A 16,171-nucleotide genomic window follows, 5' to 3' on the forward strand; every position below is an offset into this window, starting at 1 on the left:
GGGTTCGGCCGATTCGGTGACCTCTCGGGCGGGTCGCGAAGGAGTTTGGAATGACCAACAGCACCACTGCCACTGTTCTCGGCTGGCCACGACAGGGGCCGAAGCGAGAGCTCAAACGGGCCATCGAGGCCTATTGGGCGGGCCGCGTCCCCGCCGACGAACTCCACGACATCGCTGCCGGCCTACGCGCCGATGCGTGGAAACAACTGTCGGACAACGGGATCGACGAGATCCCGACCGGCGACTTCTCCTACTACGACCACGTGCTCGACACGGCATGGATGGTCGGCGCCGTGCCGCAGCGCTTTCGGGCCGCGGCCGACAACGACCTGGACGTCTACTTCGCGATGGCCCGCGGGAACGACAAGGTTGCGCCGCTGGAGATGACCAAGTGGTTCGACACCAACTACCACTACCTGGTGCCGGAGCTCGCCCCCGCGACGACGTTCACCGCGAACGCCGCCCGCCAGGTCGAGCTCTTCACCCAGGCGACCGACGCCGGCCACACCGCGCGTCCGGTGCTCGTCGGACCGCTCACCTTTCTGCTGCTGTCGAAGCCGGCTGTGGACGCACCAGCGGGGTTCGACCCGTTGTCGCTTCTTGACCCCCTGCTGGACGTGTATGTCGACATCCTCAGCACCCTGCACGACGCCGGCGCGCAGTGGGTGCAGATTGACGAGCCGGCGCTCGTCCTGGACCAGCCGGTCGCTGTGCTCGACGCGGCTCGTCACGCACTCGATCGACTTGGCTCCGCAACGAAACGCCCGAAACTGTTGATTGCCAGCTATTTCGCCGCATTGCAGGACGCGTTCGAGGTGTTCGCCGAGGCACCCGTCGACGGCCTGGCGATCGACTGCACCGTCCCGGCGAACGTCACCGAGATCCTGGAGCACGGTCTGCGCGAAAAGCGGCTGATCGCAGGTGTCATCGACGGCCGCAACGTCTGGGCCGCCGATCTCGACGACCGACTGGCGATCGTGCGCCGGCTGGCCGGCCGCGTCGACGACCTCGTCGTCGGCAGCTCCTGCTCGCTGCTGCACGTGCCGCTCGATGCGTCGAAGGAGACCGCGATCGACGAGGAGGTCCGAAGCTGGCTGGCCTTCGCGCGCGAGAAGGTGCTCGAAATCCGCACGCTGGCAACGGCACTCGACGACGAAACTGCAGCGACTCCCGCACTGGACGCGTCCCGTCGAGCGGTCGCGTCCCGACAGGCATCGGCGCGCACACACGACGATGCCGTGCGCGCACGCGTGGCCGCGGTGCGGGACGCCGACACACATCGTGTCGCGGCGTTCGACCAGCGATACCCGCAACAGCAGGAGTCGCTCGGCCTGCCACTGCTACCGACGACGACCATCGGGTCGTTCCCGCAGACCGACTCCGTGCGCAAGGCACGCGCATCACTGCGTCGCGGCGAAATCGACCGGGCGACATACGAATCGGCGATGCGCGACGAGATCGCCACGGTGATCTCCCTGCAGGAAGAGCTCGGCCTGGACGTGCTGGTGCACGGTGAGCCGGAACGCAACGACATGGTGCAGTACTTCGCCGAACAGCTCGACGGCTACCTGTCGACCACACACGGTTGGGTGCAGTCCTACGGCACCCGCTGCGTTCGGCCGCCGATCATCTTCGGTGACGTCTCCCGTCCCGAGCCGATGACCGTCCGCTGGTGGCAGTACGCGCAATCGCTGACGAAGCGACCGGTCAAGGGCATGCTGACCGGGCCGGTCACCATGCTCGCCTGGTCCTTCGTGCGCGACGACCAGCCCATCGGTGACACGGCCCGGCAGGTCGCACTCGCGCTGCGCGATGAGGTCCGCGATCTGGAGGCGGCCGGTTGCCGCGTCATCCAGGTTGATGAGCCGGCCCTGCGCGAGACGCTGCCGCTGCGGACCACCGACCGCCCGGCATACCTGGAGTGGGCAACCGAATCCTTCCGGCTGGCAACGAGTTCCGTCGCGGACGTCACCCAGGTGCACACGCACATGTGCTACGCGGATTTCGGTGACATCTTCACCGCGATCGACGACCTGGATGCCGATGTGATCAGCCTCGAAGCCGCCCGGTCGGGTATGTCGCTCGCGGACGAACTTCAGAAGTCCGGCTACGCCAAGGGCGTCGGTCCGGGTGTCTACGACATCCACTCGCCGCGGGTCCCGTCCACTGACGAGGTGCGCACGCTGCTGGAGAAGGCGGTGGGTGCGCTCGCGGCCGGCCAGGTGTGGGTCAACCCGGACTGCGGTCTGAAAACAAGGCGTCCGGACGAGGTCCGGCCTGCCCTGGCGAATCTCGTCTCCGCTGCGGCCGCGGTCCGCGCGTCGATCTAACGCTCCGCGGACCAGGGTCCGCGGATCACCGGCGCGGTGTCCTCCTCGTCCTCGTCCTCAGGTTCTGAGCGGCGAGAGACGAGGGGATGGTGCGCTCGTCGTGCTCCGGACCGGTGCTCGGCTGCGGACTCGGCAACCGGTGTGCCTCGTGCGGTGCCCGCGCTGCCCTGGTGGGCACCGGCTCGGTGGCGGCAGCCTCGCCGTCGCCGAAGTCGAGCGGGAGTGGCACCTCTTCGTGCTCGGGCCGGTCCTTTACTCCGGACTTCTCCTGCGGTTCTGGAGGCTTGTCGAAGCCGATGTCGATCTGCTGGAAACCCTTGAGCCGAGTGGCCCGCGCCAACCCGCTGTACGCGCGCACGTCAGCGTCGGTGAGTTGCACGTTGTCGGTGAACGGCGTGAGCAATGCCCGCGGCCACAGTCGCAGGGTCCAGACCGCGTTGAGCTCCATGCTGATGACGATGATGATGCCCGCGATGAACAGGAAGAGCATCAAGCCGACAACTAGCGCCAGCGTCGGGTCGATAGCACTGTTTCGCTTGATGATGTGCTGGACGTAGATGCCACCGAAGCGCTGGAGCAACTGCCACATGATGGAGGCGAAGACCGCCCCCGGCCAGATGTCGCGCCAGGACAGCGACCTACTGGTGCCCACGTGGTAGGCGACCATGATTGCGACCACATCGATGCCCACGGTGCCCACCTGGATGCCGAACGAGGCGAGACCCTCCAGATGCACCAGCCGCGGCACGACCTGGGTGAGGCCGATGGTGGCGAGCAACGCCGTGCCGAGCAGTGCGATCAGGCCGATCGACTTTCCGCGGGCGGTAAAGGGGTTGGGCCGCGAGTTGCGCGGCACCTGCCACACGCTGTTGGCGATGTACTGGAACGCCTGCGCTGCGCCAAGGGCACCGTAGAGGGCGACCAGCGTGCTGGTCGTGATCGAGACCCAACTGCCGGACAGCGCCGTCGGCTTGGTGATCTGGTCGCTGATGATTGGAAACTCACCGAGCGCCGACTTGAGCAGATCCTGCTGCAGGCCTGGATCGCCGTTCAAAACGATACCGAGGATCGTCGTGGCGAGGATCAGCAGCGGGAAGAGCGACACGAACGCGTAGAACGCCAGCAACGCCCCGAGGTAGCTGCCCATGTCATCGAAGAACTTGTAGACAACTGCAATGGGATAGCCCAGCGGCGAAAACCTCCGCTGCGCCCGATCCACCGCCGTGTGTGCTGACACCCCTCCACGGTATCCGCATGCCATGGAATCAGCGGAATCCTGCGGGTGTGTGGCGCGGCTTCGTGGGAGACTCACACCGGCGGTATGGCGCGCCGGCGCTCGGTGAAGCTGCGGTCGCGCCGGACGGCATACGCGAGCCGATGCAACAGGTCGGCGCGCAGGTCCGACGCCTCGACGACGGTGTCGATCACCAGGTCGGACGCGAGCCGCTCCAGGTCGACGTCCTCGAGGTACTCCTCGCGGCGGGCCTGCACGAACTGTGCACGCTCGACGTCGTCCTCGATCGCTTCGATCTTGCCGGCATAGACCGCGTTGACCGCGGCCTCCGGACCCATCACGGCGATCCGCGCGGTCGGCAGCGCGATCGTCGCGTCCGGGCCGAAGCCAGGACCGCACATCGCGTAGAGCCCGGCGCCATACGCCTTGCGGACCACGACGCAGAACTGCGGCACGGTCGCTTCGGACACCGCCGAGACCATCTTCGCGCCGTGCCGGATGATGCCGCCGCGCTCGACCTCCGAGCCGATCATGAAGCCCGGCACGTCGGCCAGGTAGATCAGCGGGATCGAGTAGGCGTCACACATCCAGATGAACCGGGTCGCCTTGTCCGCGCTGTCGGTGAAGAGCACGCCACCCTTGGCCGCCGAGTTGTTGGCGACGAAACCGACTGTCCTGCCGTCCATTCGGCCGAAACCGATGACCAGCTCGGGCGCGAAGAGCGGCTTGACCTCGAAGAAGGAGTCGTCGTCGACCAGCCCGTCGATCACTTCGTGTATGTCGAACGGCTGGCTCTCGATCTCCGGCACCGTCGTGTCGGTGAGCGCGACCTCCGGCTCCTCGGCAATGTATGACGGAGGTTCTTCCCGCCAGGTCGACGGCAGGTAGGAGAAGAACAGCTTGGCCAGCTCGATCGCTTCGGGGTCGTCCTCTGCGAGCAGATCGCCGACGCCGGAGACGGTGCAGTGCATGCGGGCACCGCCCATCTCTTCGAGCGAAACCTTTTCTCCCACAACCATTTCCGCCATACGCGGGCTGCCGAGGTACATGGACGCGTTGCCCTCGACCATGATGATCACGTCGGTGAAGCTCGGGATGTAGGCGCCGCCGGCCGCGGACGGGCCGAAGAGACAGCAGATCTGCGGCACGCGGCCGGACAGAGCCACCTGGTTGTGGAAGATCCGCCCCGCGCCACGGCGCCCGGGGAAGAGCTGCACCTGGTCGGTGATGCGGGCACCGGCGGAGTCGACGAACCAGAAGATCGGCAGTTCCTCACGGAGTGCGGATTCGGTTGCGCGCACGATCTTCTCGACGGTGCGTGCGCCCCAGGAGCCCGCCTTCACGGTCGGGTCGTTGGCGACGACGATCGCCGGTCGGCCGTCGACCGTGCCACGACCCGTGACGACGCCGTCGGCCGGCAGGTTGCCCGCCGTCGCGTTCGCGTAACGCCCGTCCTCGATGAACGACCCCTCGTCGAAGAGCAGCGCGATGCGATCGCGGACGTACAGCTTGTTCTGCGAGTCCAGCTTGGCGCGGGCCTTGTCCGACAACGTCTGCGACGCCTCGTGTGCCGCGGCCAGCCGTTCACGGACATCCGCGACCCGCGGGTCGCCATTCACCTCAGCGTTTGTCGTCACGCCGGCAAGCCTAGGCCGCGGGCGATCAGCATGCGCTGGACTTCGGAGGTGCCTTCGCCGATCTCCAGGATCTTCGCGTCGCGGTAGAACCGCGCGACGGGGTACTCCTCCATGAATCCGTTGCCACCGAAGATCTGCGTCGCGATGCGAGTCGCGGTGACAGCGGACTCGGTGGAATACAACTTTGCGATCGAGGCGGCCTGCTTGACCTCGGCGACCGACCGGCGGCCGACCTCCAGCTCGTCCTTGAGCCAGGCTGCCTTGTAAGTGAGCAGCCGGGACGCCTCGACCATCACGGCGAGGTCGGACAACTGGAAGGACACACCCTGGTTGACCGCGATCGGCTTACCGAAAGCCGTTCGGGTCTTGGCGTATTCGGTCGCAGCCTCCAAGCACGCCTGCGACAGGCCGACCGCGAGCGCGGAGATCGCGATGCGGCCGTCGTCGAGTGTCTTGAGGAACTGCCGGTAGCCCTGGCCGCGCTCCCCCAGCAGATTGCCTTCCGGCACAACGCAATTGGCGAACGTCAAACCGTGAGTGTCGGAGATGTTCCAGCCGAGCTTGTTGTATGCCGGCTCCGCCGTGAAACCGGGCGTTCCGGACGGGACCATGATGGCGCTGATCTCGGGACGGCCTTTGTCGTCGGTGCCGGTGCGTGCGGTCACCGTCACGACCGAGGTGATGTCAGTGCCGGAGTTGGTGATGAATGCCTTCGAGCCGTTGATCGTCCAGTGCCCGTCAGCCAAGGAGGCCTTGGTGCGGGTCGCACCCGCGTCCGAACCGGCGTCCGGCTCGGTCAGGCCGAAACCGGCCAGCGCACGGCCGGCGACCAGGTCCGGCAGGAAGCGCTGCTTCTGCTCGTCGGAGCCGTAGGTCAGGATCGGGTTGATGCCCAGGCCCATGCCGGCCGACAGGGTGATGCCGATCGACTGGTCGACCCGGCCGAGCTCCTCGATCGCCAGGCAGAGGTAGGTGAAACCACCTTCGTCGAGGCCGGCGCCGCCGTACTCCTCCGGCACCACCAGACCGAAGAGCCCCAGCTCGCCCATCTTGGGCACCAGGTCGGTCGGGAAGTGGTGGTCCACGTCCCACTGCGCGACATGCGGAGCGACCTCGTGCTCGGCGAAGTCACGCACCAACTGCCGGAACTCTTCGTGTTCCTGGCTCAACTCGAACATGCGCTGCCTGTCCTTCTCGTCGGGGCCGCCAAGTCCGCATGCTTGACGTTAACGTCAACGTAAAGCATGCTGCCGAGCATGACAACCTCGGATGACGGACAGACGTGGACGATCGCCGACCTCGCCGACGAGTACGACCTCACTCATCGGACCATCCGCCATTACGAGGAACTTGGGCTCATCTCCCCTGAGCGGCGCGGCACCGTGCGGGTCTTCCATCGTCGCGACCGCACACGGCTGGCCCTCATCCTTCGTGGCAAGCGAATCGGCTTCCCGTTGGAGGAGATTCGCACGATCATCGACATGTACGACCAGACGCCGGGCGAAGCGGGCCAGCTCACCTACCTGCTCGATCAGATCGCCGCCCGACGGGACGACCTCGAGCAACGCCGTGCCGACATCGAGCAGACCCTGCGGGACCTGCGTGAGGTCGAGGCGCGCTGCCGAAGTGATTTGCGAGCGCTGCGGCACCGGTAGTCCCAGCCCAACCACTGCCGTAGCGTGTTACCTGTGAGTAGCAGCTCGGTCCCCGCACCGTTCGAGTCCGTCGACGAGGTGTCGCAGGCTCTTCAGGACGCGGGATACCTTGCGTCCGAAGAGATTTCGACCACCGTCTATCTCGCCGCTGCCCTCGGCCGACCGATCCTGGTGGAAGGCCCGGCGGGCGTCGGCAAGACTGCGTTGGCCGCGGCGTTGTCGCAGGCTCTCGACCAGCGCCTGGTTCGGTTGCAGTGCTACGAAGGCGTCGATGAGGCCCGTGCGCTCTACGAGTGGAACCACGCCAAGCAGCTGCTACGGATCACCGCCGAGCAGGGATCTGAGTGGGACGAGCTGCGGACCGACATCTTCGGCGAGGAGTTCCTGCTCCCCCGCCCACTGCTGACCGCCGTACGCAGCGAGCAGCCTGTCGTCCTGCTGATCGACGAGGTCGACAAGGCCGACGAGGAGATGGAAGGCCTACTACTGGAGCTGCTTTCGGAGTTCCAGGTGACCATCCCCGAGCTGGGCACCTTGCGAGCCAACCATCGGCCACTGGTCGTGCTCACCTCCAACGCGACCCGCGAGCTGTCCGAGGCACTGCGTCGCCGTTGCCTCTTCCTGCACATCGACTACCCCTCCGCCGAACTCGAGCAGCGCATCGTCCAGTCCCACGTGCCCGAGTTGCCCGACGCACTCGCAGCCTCCGTGGTGCGGGTCGTCGGCGCGTTGCGCGCGCTCGAACTGCGCAAGGCGCCGTCGGTCGCCGAGACCGTCGACTGGGCGGGCACCCTGCTCAGTTTGGGAGCGACCGAGCTCGACCCGGCCACCGTCCGCCGCACGCTCGGCGTGATCCTGAAGCACAACAGCGACATCGAGCTCGCCCACAAGAAGCTCGAACTCGATCGTGATCTCGCCGGCTGAGCGGGACGAGTCTGCCCCCGTTGCAAGCCGATTCATCCGACTCGGCGCGGCGATGCGCGGGCACGGCATACGCATCGGACCCAGCGAAGTGACCGACGCGGCACGCGTCGCCACGGCGCTCGGCTTCGACGACCGCACCCGGTTACGCGCGGGTATGGCGGCCGCGATGGTCCGGCGACACGAGGATCGCGTCACCTTCGACCAGCTCTTCGACATCTACTTCCCCGCGGCGACCGGCGCGCGGACAACCACCGGCACTCCGGCGGACGAGGCCGAGCTGCGCGAGCAACTCGCCCGGGCGCTGGCCACCGGCGACGAAGCCGAGCTGGACCGGCTGGCCGCCGCTGCGGTCGAGCTGCTCGGCGCCATCGATGAGACAGAGCCCGACCGCGGCTGGAGCTCGGCACGCACCCTCGAGGCGCTCGCGCCGCAGCGCGCGATCTCGGCGGCCCACCAGCAACTGCGCGCGACCCAAGAGGGCTCCGGCGGCGAGGGCGACGCCCAGGGCCCCGGCTCCGGTATGACGCCAGCGGCCTCCGCGGGCGTCGACACCTCCTGGGCGGTCAACCCGTGGGACCGGCCGCCGACCCGCCCGGAGCAACTCACCGACCGCGTCGACCGCGACGAGCTACGCCGCAGGGTCGAGGACTTCCGCGGCCGGGTCGGCACCGAGACCCGCAGGCGCAACGCCGAACTGCGCGACCGCGACCGGCTGGCCCAACTGGCGGTGCCGGCCACGCTCCGACAGCGCGATTTCGTCAGCTCCGGCGAGCGCCAACTCGAGCAGCTGCGCCACGAGATCGACCCACTGGCACGCAAACTCGCGGCCCGGATGACCGCCCGCGAGCGCGCCGGACGCGGCAGCATCGACGTGCGCCGCACCTTGCGCGCCTCCATGTCCACCGGCGGTGTGCCGATCAAACCGGCATACCGCAACCGAGCGCCGCACCGCCCCGACCTCGTGCTGTTGGCCGACCTGTCCGGCTCGGTGGGCGGCTTCTCGACGTTCACCATGCTGCTGATGCAGGCGTTGCACCAGCACTTCCGCCGCGTGCGGGTCTTCGGCTTCGTCAGCAGCACCGCCGAGATCACCGACGTCGTGCACGAGTTGCCGCCGGGCACGTCGCTGACCAGTTGGGCGCTGAGCACGCCGGAGCTGATCGGCCGCGGCACCAACTCCAGCTACGGCTGGGCGCTGCGCACCTTCGCCCGCGGCCATCTCGACGCCATCACCAAACGATCGACGGTGCTGGTTTTGGGCGACGCCCGCAACAACTACGGCGACCCGAACGTCGCCGATCTCGAGCGGGTGCGTGACCGTGCGCGGCACATCGCCTGGCTCAACCCGGAGCCGAGATCGCTGTGGGGTCAAGGGGACTCGGCCGTGCGGAGCTATCGAGAAGCGGTGCCCATGCACGAATGCCGGAACCTGGACCAGTTGCGCGACTTCGTCGCCGACACGATGCCTACTTGAGGGCGCGGCTGACCCGCTTCGGCATACTGGCTGCCACCATGACTCTCATTCTGAACAAGCACAGGAGGCTTGGGATGCGTTGGCGTTGCAGGGAGCTTGCGACTCGCATCGCCAATGCAGAACAAGCCACCATGCCTTTTCGAGTGACCGCTGCTGCCCTGGGCGCAGCCATACTCCTGAGCGCAACTGCGCCCGCGTATGCCGCCACCGACGCGGCCGGCGCACCGTCCGAGGTGCGGTTCAGCACCGCGCGCGGTGACGCACCTGACTTGCACCCGGGCGTCTACCAGACCACCGCACCGAGCGGTAGCACCGAGCGCTACGCCGCGATCAAACGCCGCAAGGACGCAGCGGTGACGGTGGCGATCTTCGGTTCCGTGGACGCGGACATCACCACCTCCGACGGCAACACCACGTGCTCCGACAGCGGCGTCAGCCTGAGCAACAGCGACACCGGCTACACCTTCGTGTATGTCGACGGCGCAGAAGGCAAGCGCCAGTCCTATCAGTCCGACGACTGCAAGACCGCCACCGACCTGATCCTGCAGATCAAGGCCTCCTCCTCTTCATCCTCCGCCACAGCGAGCGGACCCTTGCAATTTGCCGTCACGGTCGAGCCGAAGATCGAGAACCTCGGGTCCCCCGCGCCCAAGAGCCAGCAGAACGAGATCAAGGCTCCGAGCAAGAGCGGCGATGCCCGCACGCTCAGCGACCAGCTGTTCGCCGCCACCAGCCTGCCGCCGGGCAGCTATCCGGTCGACCTGACGCCGGGCAAGCTCGCCGTCGCCCGGATCCGTGTCGGCTGGGGGCAGCGGCTCGCGGCTTCGGTCGACGCACCGCGCAACGGCAGCAATTTCGCGCCGGACGAATCGCTCGAGCTAACGGTCGCTGCCTTCAGCCCGCAGTGGGCTCCGGTGGGTGGCGGCAGCGGCTCACAGTTGCTCTTCAAGAACGAGTCGACCGAGCAGACCGCGGGCACCTACACGGCGCCGGTCAATGCGGCCAATCGCAACGTCAGCTACGACACCGCGGGTGACGTCGGGACCAGCGAGGCGCAGTGGACCACCGTCGCCGGCTGGTACTACGTCGTGGTGCAGCTCGGCGCGTCCGACAAGGGCGAGAAGCTCACCACGAAGAAGCTGCCCGCCCGACTGAACCTCGCGGTCAGCGGCTCCCCCACCGCCGGCCCGAGCTATGTCGCCGCCGACGGACAGGCTGCCGCAGCGCCACCTGCCACCGAGCTCAGCCAGGGCGGCAGCAGCGACTCGGGCTCGGGCAGCACCACGATGCTGCGAGTCGCGGGTTCGGCGCTCGTCATCGCTCTCGCGGCGGGCGTCATCGCCCTGTTGCTGCGACGCCGCGCCTGACCAGCCTGGCGGGAACTACGGCTTCTGCCACTTGTAGGTGGCGCCGTCGGCGACACACTTCAGGGTCTGGGTGCCACTCGCGTCGTTCTCGAAGGTGCCGGCGTCCTGCCACTGGCAGGTTCCGCCGGCAGCGGCTTCACCCGGGGTCAGGCCCCCTTGTCCGAGGAGCTCGGCAACCAGATGCCGAGCAGCGCGGCGATCGCGACCACGGGCACCAGCACCAGTCCGACCTTCCGGCCGGTCAACGACTTGGTGGACGAGCCTGACGGCGGGACCGCGCGGTTCGGGGCAGCACTCGGTGCGCCCTGGGTGCGGGTGGCCTCCTGCGCATGCTGGTGCAATTGCCGGGTCGCGGCGTCGGGCACGTGGGTTGCCGCGGGGGCGGTGAACGCTTCGACCTGGCCTGTCGCAATCCGCACCGGGACGACGATCTCCTGCTGGTCCACCCACGACAGGTCGGGCGTCTCCAGTGCATCAGCTGCCGCGCCGGCCGACGGCGGGCGCCCCTTCGGGTCCGGGTCGGCCAGGTCGGTCACGACCCGCCACAGCATGTCCGGGATGCCGTCCGGTCGCGGCGGCACCTGGTCGCGGCTGCGCCGGATCTCGTCGGGCCGGTGCGCGGTGAGTAACTGGAAGGCGACGATGCCCGCGGCATACAGATCGAAACCGGGTGCCGGGTCGGCGCCGGCCAGTTGCTCGGGCGCCAGGTAACCGCGGGTGCCGAGGACGACCGACGTTGTCGTCATACGAGGTGAATCCGTGGGCACCGCGATGCCGAAGTCGGTAAGCATCAGGTGTGGCCGCCCGGCACCCGTTGCGGCGAGCAACAGGTTCGCCGGCTTCACGTCACGATGTATGACGCCTGCGCCGTGCACGGCCTCCAGGGCTCGCAACAGTTGGCGCAGCAGCTCGGCGACATACCGGGGCGGCAGCCTGCGGTGGTCGCGCAGCAGGTCGCTGACCGCGCCGCCGTCGACCAGCGGCATGGTGAACAGCACCCGATCGTCCTCGCCCGCCCAGCCGATCGGGGTCACCACGTTGGGGTGATGAATGCGGGTGCTCTGCTCGCGCATGAAGCGCAGCAGGGCGCCCGCGTCGGACTGCCGCAGCACCTTCGCGGCGAGCGTGCGGTCGTGCTTGCGGTCGTGAACCTGCCAGACCGAGCCCATACCGCCCTCGCCGATGATGTCGATCAGCTCATAGCGGCCTGCGAATACCTCTCCCACGAGTCAGCAGGATGCCAGAAACTCCCGTCAGCCGAGGTTCGCGGGGTCGGGGCCGGTGCGCAGATCGCGGTTGAGAGTCGCGATCGTCGCGAGGTCGTCCTCGGTCAGCTCGAAACCGAAGACGTCGAAGTTCTCGGCGATGCGAGACGGGGTGACCGACTTCGGGATGACCACGTTGCCGATCTGCAGGTGCCACCGCAGGATCACCTGAGCTGGCGACTTGCCGATCCGCTGCGCGATCTGCCCAATCACCGGATCGGTCAACACGTCGCCGCCCGACGCCAGCGGGCTCCAGGCCTCGGTCACGATGCTGTTCGCGGCGTGGAACACGCGCAGCTTCTCCTGCTGCAGGTATGGGTGCAGCTCGATCTGGTTGATCGCCGGGAACTCGCCGAGCTCGTCGCGGACCCGCTGCAGCTGGTCGATGCCGAAGTTGCAGACGCCGGCCGCCCGGATCCGACCGTCGTCGCGCAGCTTCAACAGCGCCCGGAAGGTGTCGACGTACTTGTCCTGCTTCGGGGCCGGCCAGTGCACGAGATAGAGGTCGACGGACCGTCCCAGTCGCTTCTCCGAGGCATCGAACGCACGAAGCGTCTCGTCATACCCGTGGTCGTCGTTCCACACCTTGGTGGTCAGGAACACCTCATCGGCGGACAGCTCCGAGCGGCCGAGTGCCTCGCCGACACCCGCCTCGTTGCCGTAGAGGCGGGCGGTATCGATGTGTCGGTATCCGGTTTCCAGGGCGGCGGTCACCGCCGCTCCGACCTCGCGATCGGGCACCTGCCACACGCCGAACCCGAGTTGCGGGATGGGCACCTCTCCGCTTCGCCCGCGGAGGGCGATGGTGGGCACGAGGTTGTTGTCCTGATCGCTCATGCTGGGGCCAACACCACTCGCCCCTCGTGTATGCCGGGGCGCAATCACCGTCTCACGACCCGAACACGTGACGCCCGTCACGCGCCGATAAGGTCAGCCGCATGCCGCAACTGCAGCCACCCCACGAAGTTTCTCCCCCGCTGCGCTCCTCCGAATACTTCGCGGGGACCCCGTTCGGGAAGGTTCTGATCGCCAACCGAGGTGAGATCGCCGTGCGAGTCGCACGCGCCTGCACTGACGCCGGGCTCGGTTCGGTCGCCGTGTATGCCGAGCCGGACCGGGACGCCCTGCACGTGCGCGTCGCCGACGAGGCCTACTCGTTGGACGGTTCGACGCCCGGCGACTCCTACTTGATGGGTGACAAGCTGCTCGAGATCGCGCAACGCTCCGGCGCGGACGCGGTCCACCCCGGCTACGGATTCCTTTCCGAGAACGCCGAATTCGCACAGTCCGTCCTTGATGCGGGACTCACCTGGATCGGCCCTCCCCGGCTGCGATCGACAGTCTCGGCGACAAGGTCAAGGCCCGGCACATCGCGACGGCCGCCGGAGCACCGCTGGTCCCTGGCACCAAGGACCCGGTCGGCGGCGCCGACGAGGTCGTCGCCTTCGCGAAGGAACACGGCCTCCCGGTGGCGATCAAGGCTGCGTATGGCGGCGGCGGCCGCGGCCTGAAGGTCGCCCGCACCATCGAGGAGATCCCCGAGCTCTTCGACTCCGCCGTGCGTGAGGCCGTCACCGCGTTCGGTCGCGGCGAATGCTTCGTCGAGCGCTTCCTGGACAAGCCGCGACACGTCGAAACCCAGTGCCTCGCAGACGCTTTCGGCAACGTGGTCGTGGTCTCCACCCGTGACTGCTCCTTGCAGCGCCGCAACCAGAAGTTGGTGGAGGAGGCGCCCGCGCCATACCTCTCGGACGGGCAGCATGACGAGCTGGTCCGCGCGTCCAAGGCGATCCTGACAGCGGCCGGTTATGTCGGGGCGGGGACGTGTGAGTTCCTCGTCGCCCAGGACGGCACCATCAGCTTCCTGGAGGTCAACACCCGCCTGCAGGTCGAGCATCCGGTCTCCGAGGAGGTCACCGGCATCGACCTGGTGCGTGAGCAGTTCCGCATCGCCGCCGGCGAAGAGCTCGGGTATGCCGACCCCACCCCGCACGCGCACTCCATCGAGTTCCGGATCAACGGCGAAGACGCCGGGCGCGGCTTCCTGCCGGCACCCGGCACGGTCGAAACCTTCACAGCACCAAGCGGACCCGGCGTGCGCGTCGACTCCGGGGTCGTGTCCGGCGACGTCATCGGCGGCGCGTTCGACTCGATGCTCGCCAAGCTGATTGTGACCGGACGGACCCGCAGGGAGGCGCTGGAACGCTCGCGCCGCGCCCTCGCCGAGATGGTCGTCGAGGGTATGCCGACGGTGCTCCCCTTCCACCGCGCGGTCGTCGCGGACCCGGCTTTCGCGACGGACGACGAGACGCCTTTCGCCATACACACCACGTGGATCGAGACCGAGTTCGACAACCAGATCGAGCCGTACGACGCCACCCCCGCCACCGGTCAGGACAACGAGGAACCGACGCCCCGACAATCGTTCGTCGTCGAGATCGACGGTCGCCGCCACCAGCTCACGCTGCCGGGCGACCTGCAACTCGGTGGTGGCGGCGCAGCTTCGCCTGCCGCCCGCCGGCGGGCACCGAAACGGTCACGCGCCGGCTCGGGCGCCGCGACCGTCTCCGGTGACGCGGTCACCGCGCCGATGCAGGGCACCATCGTGAAAATCGTTGTCGCCGAAGGAGATCAGGTCGAGGTCGGTGACACCGTCGCCGTGCTCGAGGCGATGAAGATGGAGCAGCCGATCACCGCACACCGGGCCGGCACCGTGTCCTCGATCAACTCCGCGGTCGGCGAGATGGTCCCCGCCGGTGCGGTGCTCGCGACGATTACATCAGCGTGAACTGTCCTCGTTGAGCTCGTCGAGCTCGTCGACCCAGGCGCCGTGCTCGTCCCGAGCCCAACGCCGCGGAACCCGGCCGGTGCGCATCCCTCGGCGGGCTTGCGGATCCCGGAGGGCGTACGCAATGTGGCCGATGACGAGCAGCCCGAGGCCCAGGGCGAACCAGTCGTGGACGAAGGTCGCGCCGGAGCGCCAGGACAGCCGAACAAGTCCTGTCCAGTACATGAGGGCACCAGTGCCCAGCAGTACGCCGGTCGCGCCGGCCACCAGCCACGCGTTGATCTTCTGGCCGGCGTTGAACTTGCCGACCGGGATGGTGCCGTCTCGACGCGTGCGGCTGCCCAACCAGCGCCGGTCTGCGGGCGTGAAGCGGTTCAGCTGCCGCACGTCGGACCGGTACATCTTCGACGCTGCCCCGAGCAGCAGTGGCACGGGCAACGCGAGACCGCACCAGACGTGGACCATCTCGACCAGATGGCGGTGACCGACCGCCATCATGATCGGGCCGTTGTAGAGGATCGCCCCGGTCACGATGCACACGCCCACCAGAACCGCGAAGACCTTGTGCACCAGCCGCTCGGCGAGCGCGAACCGCTCGAGCTCGAGGTCGTCACTCATCGATGATCCCGTTCAGCGGGTAGCCGCGGTCCTCCCAGTAACCCGGCCGATTGTCCGGCGTGACCTCGATCTCCGAGAGCCACTTGGTTCCCTTGTAGCCGTACATCGAACCCGCGTAGATTCGCACCGGTCCGCCGTGATCATGAGTGACCGGCTTGCCGTACATCGTCAGCACCACGATGGCGTCGTCGGCACGGGCCTGCTCCAGTGTCATGTTGACGGAGTAGACGCCGTCGAACGAGTGGTAGCGCACACCGACCGCGGCGTCGGTAGGGGCAGCCCGCTCGAGCAGGTCTGCCACCCGGACCCCGCTCCACGGCACGTCGGGAACCTGCCAGCCGGTCACGCAGTGGAACGTGTCGGTGAAGGAGGTCTGGGGCAGCGCCTGAAGGTCGGCGTAGGAGTATGTCGCGGTGTTTTCGACCAGCCCTGAGACCTTGAGGGTGTAGAACCGGGTGCCACGTCGGGCGACCGTGCCGCTGACCGAGTAGTAGCGCCAGGTGTCGCCGAGCGGGATCAGCGCACTGAGGCCGGTCGGGTCTCGCAACTGGACCGGGGCCAGCAACCTGCTCAGCTCGGTCTGAATCCTGCTTCCGGCGATGACCCCGATTGCGCCGAGTCCGAGGAGGCCGAGTACAACGCGGCGGCCGACCGGCGCACCGTCATCGCTTGCGGCCACGAAGACCAGACCAGCCGACGAGGGCTCCGACGACCAGGACGATGGGTCCGATGATCGCCCATGTTGTGGTCCCACTCATGGAGCTGCCACCGATGACGCCAGCGCCCTGCAGCGTCCAGAGCAGTCCGATCAGGACGAGGACCACTCCGACGACAACCCACAGCGGCTTGGCCATGAATCCATTGCACCACGGAACGGGT

At 67.8% G+C, this 16,171-nt stretch carries 13 protein-coding genes and 1 pseudogene; 6 read left to right on the forward strand and 8 right to left on the reverse strand.

What is annotated here, in order from left to right; all coding sequences use genetic code 11:
- Positions 1-50: 50 nt before the first annotated feature.
- Positions 51-2,330, forward strand: a complete 2,280-nt coding sequence (gene metE / locus ACFQDH_RS22565; RefSeq protein ID WP_382404602.1) for a 5-methyltetrahydropteroyltriglutamate--homocysteine S-methyltransferase — start codon at positions 51-53, stop codon at positions 2,328-2,330.
- Positions 2,331-2,355: 25 nt separating this feature from the next.
- On the opposite strand, the gene ACFQDH_RS22570 is transcribed toward metE, so the two are convergent.
- From ACFQDH_RS22570 to ACFQDH_RS22580, 3 genes are all read right to left on the reverse strand, one after another.
- Complete coding sequence (locus ACFQDH_RS22570) at positions 2,356-3,567, reverse strand: YhjD/YihY/BrkB family envelope integrity protein (RefSeq protein ID WP_382404603.1); 1,212 nt, start codon at positions 3,565-3,567, stop codon at positions 2,356-2,358.
- A 71-nt stretch (positions 3,568-3,638) separates the two neighbouring features.
- Positions 3,639-5,201: an acyl-CoA carboxylase subunit beta gene (locus tag ACFQDH_RS22575; RefSeq protein WP_382404605.1), complete on the reverse strand. Its 1,563-nt coding sequence runs from the start codon at positions 5,199-5,201 to the stop codon at positions 3,639-3,641.
- Entirely contained in the window at positions 5,198-6,379 is a 1,182-nt protein-coding gene (locus tag ACFQDH_RS22580; protein WP_382404606.1) for an acyl-CoA dehydrogenase family protein, read from the reverse strand. The genes ACFQDH_RS22575 and ACFQDH_RS22580 overlap by 4 nt, the downstream gene beginning before the upstream one ends.
- Positions 6,380-6,457: 78 nt before the next feature.
- Between ACFQDH_RS22580 and ACFQDH_RS22585 the strand changes: the two genes are divergently transcribed.
- The 4 genes from ACFQDH_RS22585 to ACFQDH_RS22600 all read left to right on the forward strand — a co-directional run bounded on the left by ACFQDH_RS22585 (position 6,458) and on the right by ACFQDH_RS22600 (position 10,621).
- Positions 6,458-6,856 (forward strand): MerR family transcriptional regulator, encoded by a 399-nt coding sequence (locus ACFQDH_RS22585; RefSeq protein ID WP_382404607.1) that lies wholly within the window; start codon positions 6,458-6,460, stop codon positions 6,854-6,856.
- Between the two features lie 33 nt (positions 6,857-6,889).
- Positions 6,890-7,780, forward strand: a complete 891-nt coding sequence (locus ACFQDH_RS22590; protein ID WP_382404608.1) for an AAA family ATPase — start codon at positions 6,890-6,892, stop codon at positions 7,778-7,780.
- Positions 7,764-9,254: a VWA domain-containing protein gene (locus tag ACFQDH_RS22595; RefSeq protein WP_382404609.1), complete on the forward strand. Its 1,491-nt coding sequence runs from the start codon at positions 7,764-7,766 to the stop codon at positions 9,252-9,254. Before ACFQDH_RS22590 ends, ACFQDH_RS22595 begins: the two co-directional genes overlap by 17 nt.
- A 131-nt stretch (positions 9,255-9,385) precedes the next feature.
- Complete coding sequence (locus tag ACFQDH_RS22600) at positions 9,386-10,621, forward strand: hypothetical protein (protein ID WP_382404610.1); 1,236 nt, start codon at positions 9,386-9,388, stop codon at positions 10,619-10,621.
- A gap of 146 nt (positions 10,622-10,767) precedes the next feature.
- On the opposite strand, the gene ACFQDH_RS22605 is transcribed toward ACFQDH_RS22600, so the two are convergent.
- Together ACFQDH_RS22605 and ACFQDH_RS22610 are read right to left on the reverse strand one after the other, a co-directional pair.
- On the reverse strand, positions 10,768-11,847 hold the full coding sequence (locus ACFQDH_RS22605; RefSeq protein ID WP_382404611.1) for a serine/threonine-protein kinase: 1,080 nt from the start codon (positions 11,845-11,847) through the stop codon (positions 10,768-10,770).
- Between the two features lie 27 nt (positions 11,848-11,874).
- On the reverse strand, positions 11,875-12,723 hold the full coding sequence (locus tag ACFQDH_RS22610; protein WP_382404612.1) for an aldo/keto reductase: 849 nt from the start codon (positions 12,721-12,723) through the stop codon (positions 11,875-11,877).
- Positions 12,724-12,824: 101 nt separating this feature from the next.
- Between ACFQDH_RS22610 and ACFQDH_RS22615 the strand changes: the two are divergent.
- Positions 12,825-14,674 (forward strand): annotated as a pseudogene (locus ACFQDH_RS22615) (acetyl/propionyl/methylcrotonyl-CoA carboxylase subunit alpha).
- Here ACFQDH_RS22615 and ACFQDH_RS22620 read toward each other — a convergent pair.
- From ACFQDH_RS22620 to ACFQDH_RS22630, 3 genes are read right to left on the reverse strand one after another with little or no spacing between them, the layout of a single operon-like run.
- The gene (locus ACFQDH_RS22620) at positions 14,666-15,292 is read right to left on the reverse strand and encodes a cytochrome b/b6 domain-containing protein (protein WP_382404613.1); all 627 of its coding nucleotides are present in this window, start codon (positions 15,290-15,292) and stop codon (positions 14,666-14,668) included. The pseudogene ACFQDH_RS22615 and the gene ACFQDH_RS22620 sit on opposite strands and share 9 nt — an antisense overlap.
- Positions 15,285-15,971, reverse strand: coding sequence for a molybdopterin-dependent oxidoreductase (locus tag ACFQDH_RS22625; protein WP_382404614.1), 687 nt, complete (start codon positions 15,969-15,971; stop codon positions 15,285-15,287). The genes ACFQDH_RS22620 and ACFQDH_RS22625 overlap by 8 nt, the downstream gene beginning before the upstream one ends.
- On the reverse strand, positions 15,955-16,146 hold the full coding sequence (locus tag ACFQDH_RS22630; protein WP_382404615.1) for a hypothetical protein: 192 nt from the start codon (positions 16,144-16,146) through the stop codon (positions 15,955-15,957). The genes ACFQDH_RS22625 and ACFQDH_RS22630 overlap by 17 nt, the downstream gene beginning before the upstream one ends.
- Positions 16,147-16,171 lie beyond the last annotated feature (25 nt).

Source organism: Flexivirga alba (genome assembly GCF_042661025.1).
GTDB lineage: Bacteria > Actinomycetota > Actinomycetes > Actinomycetales > Dermatophilaceae > Flexivirga > Flexivirga alba.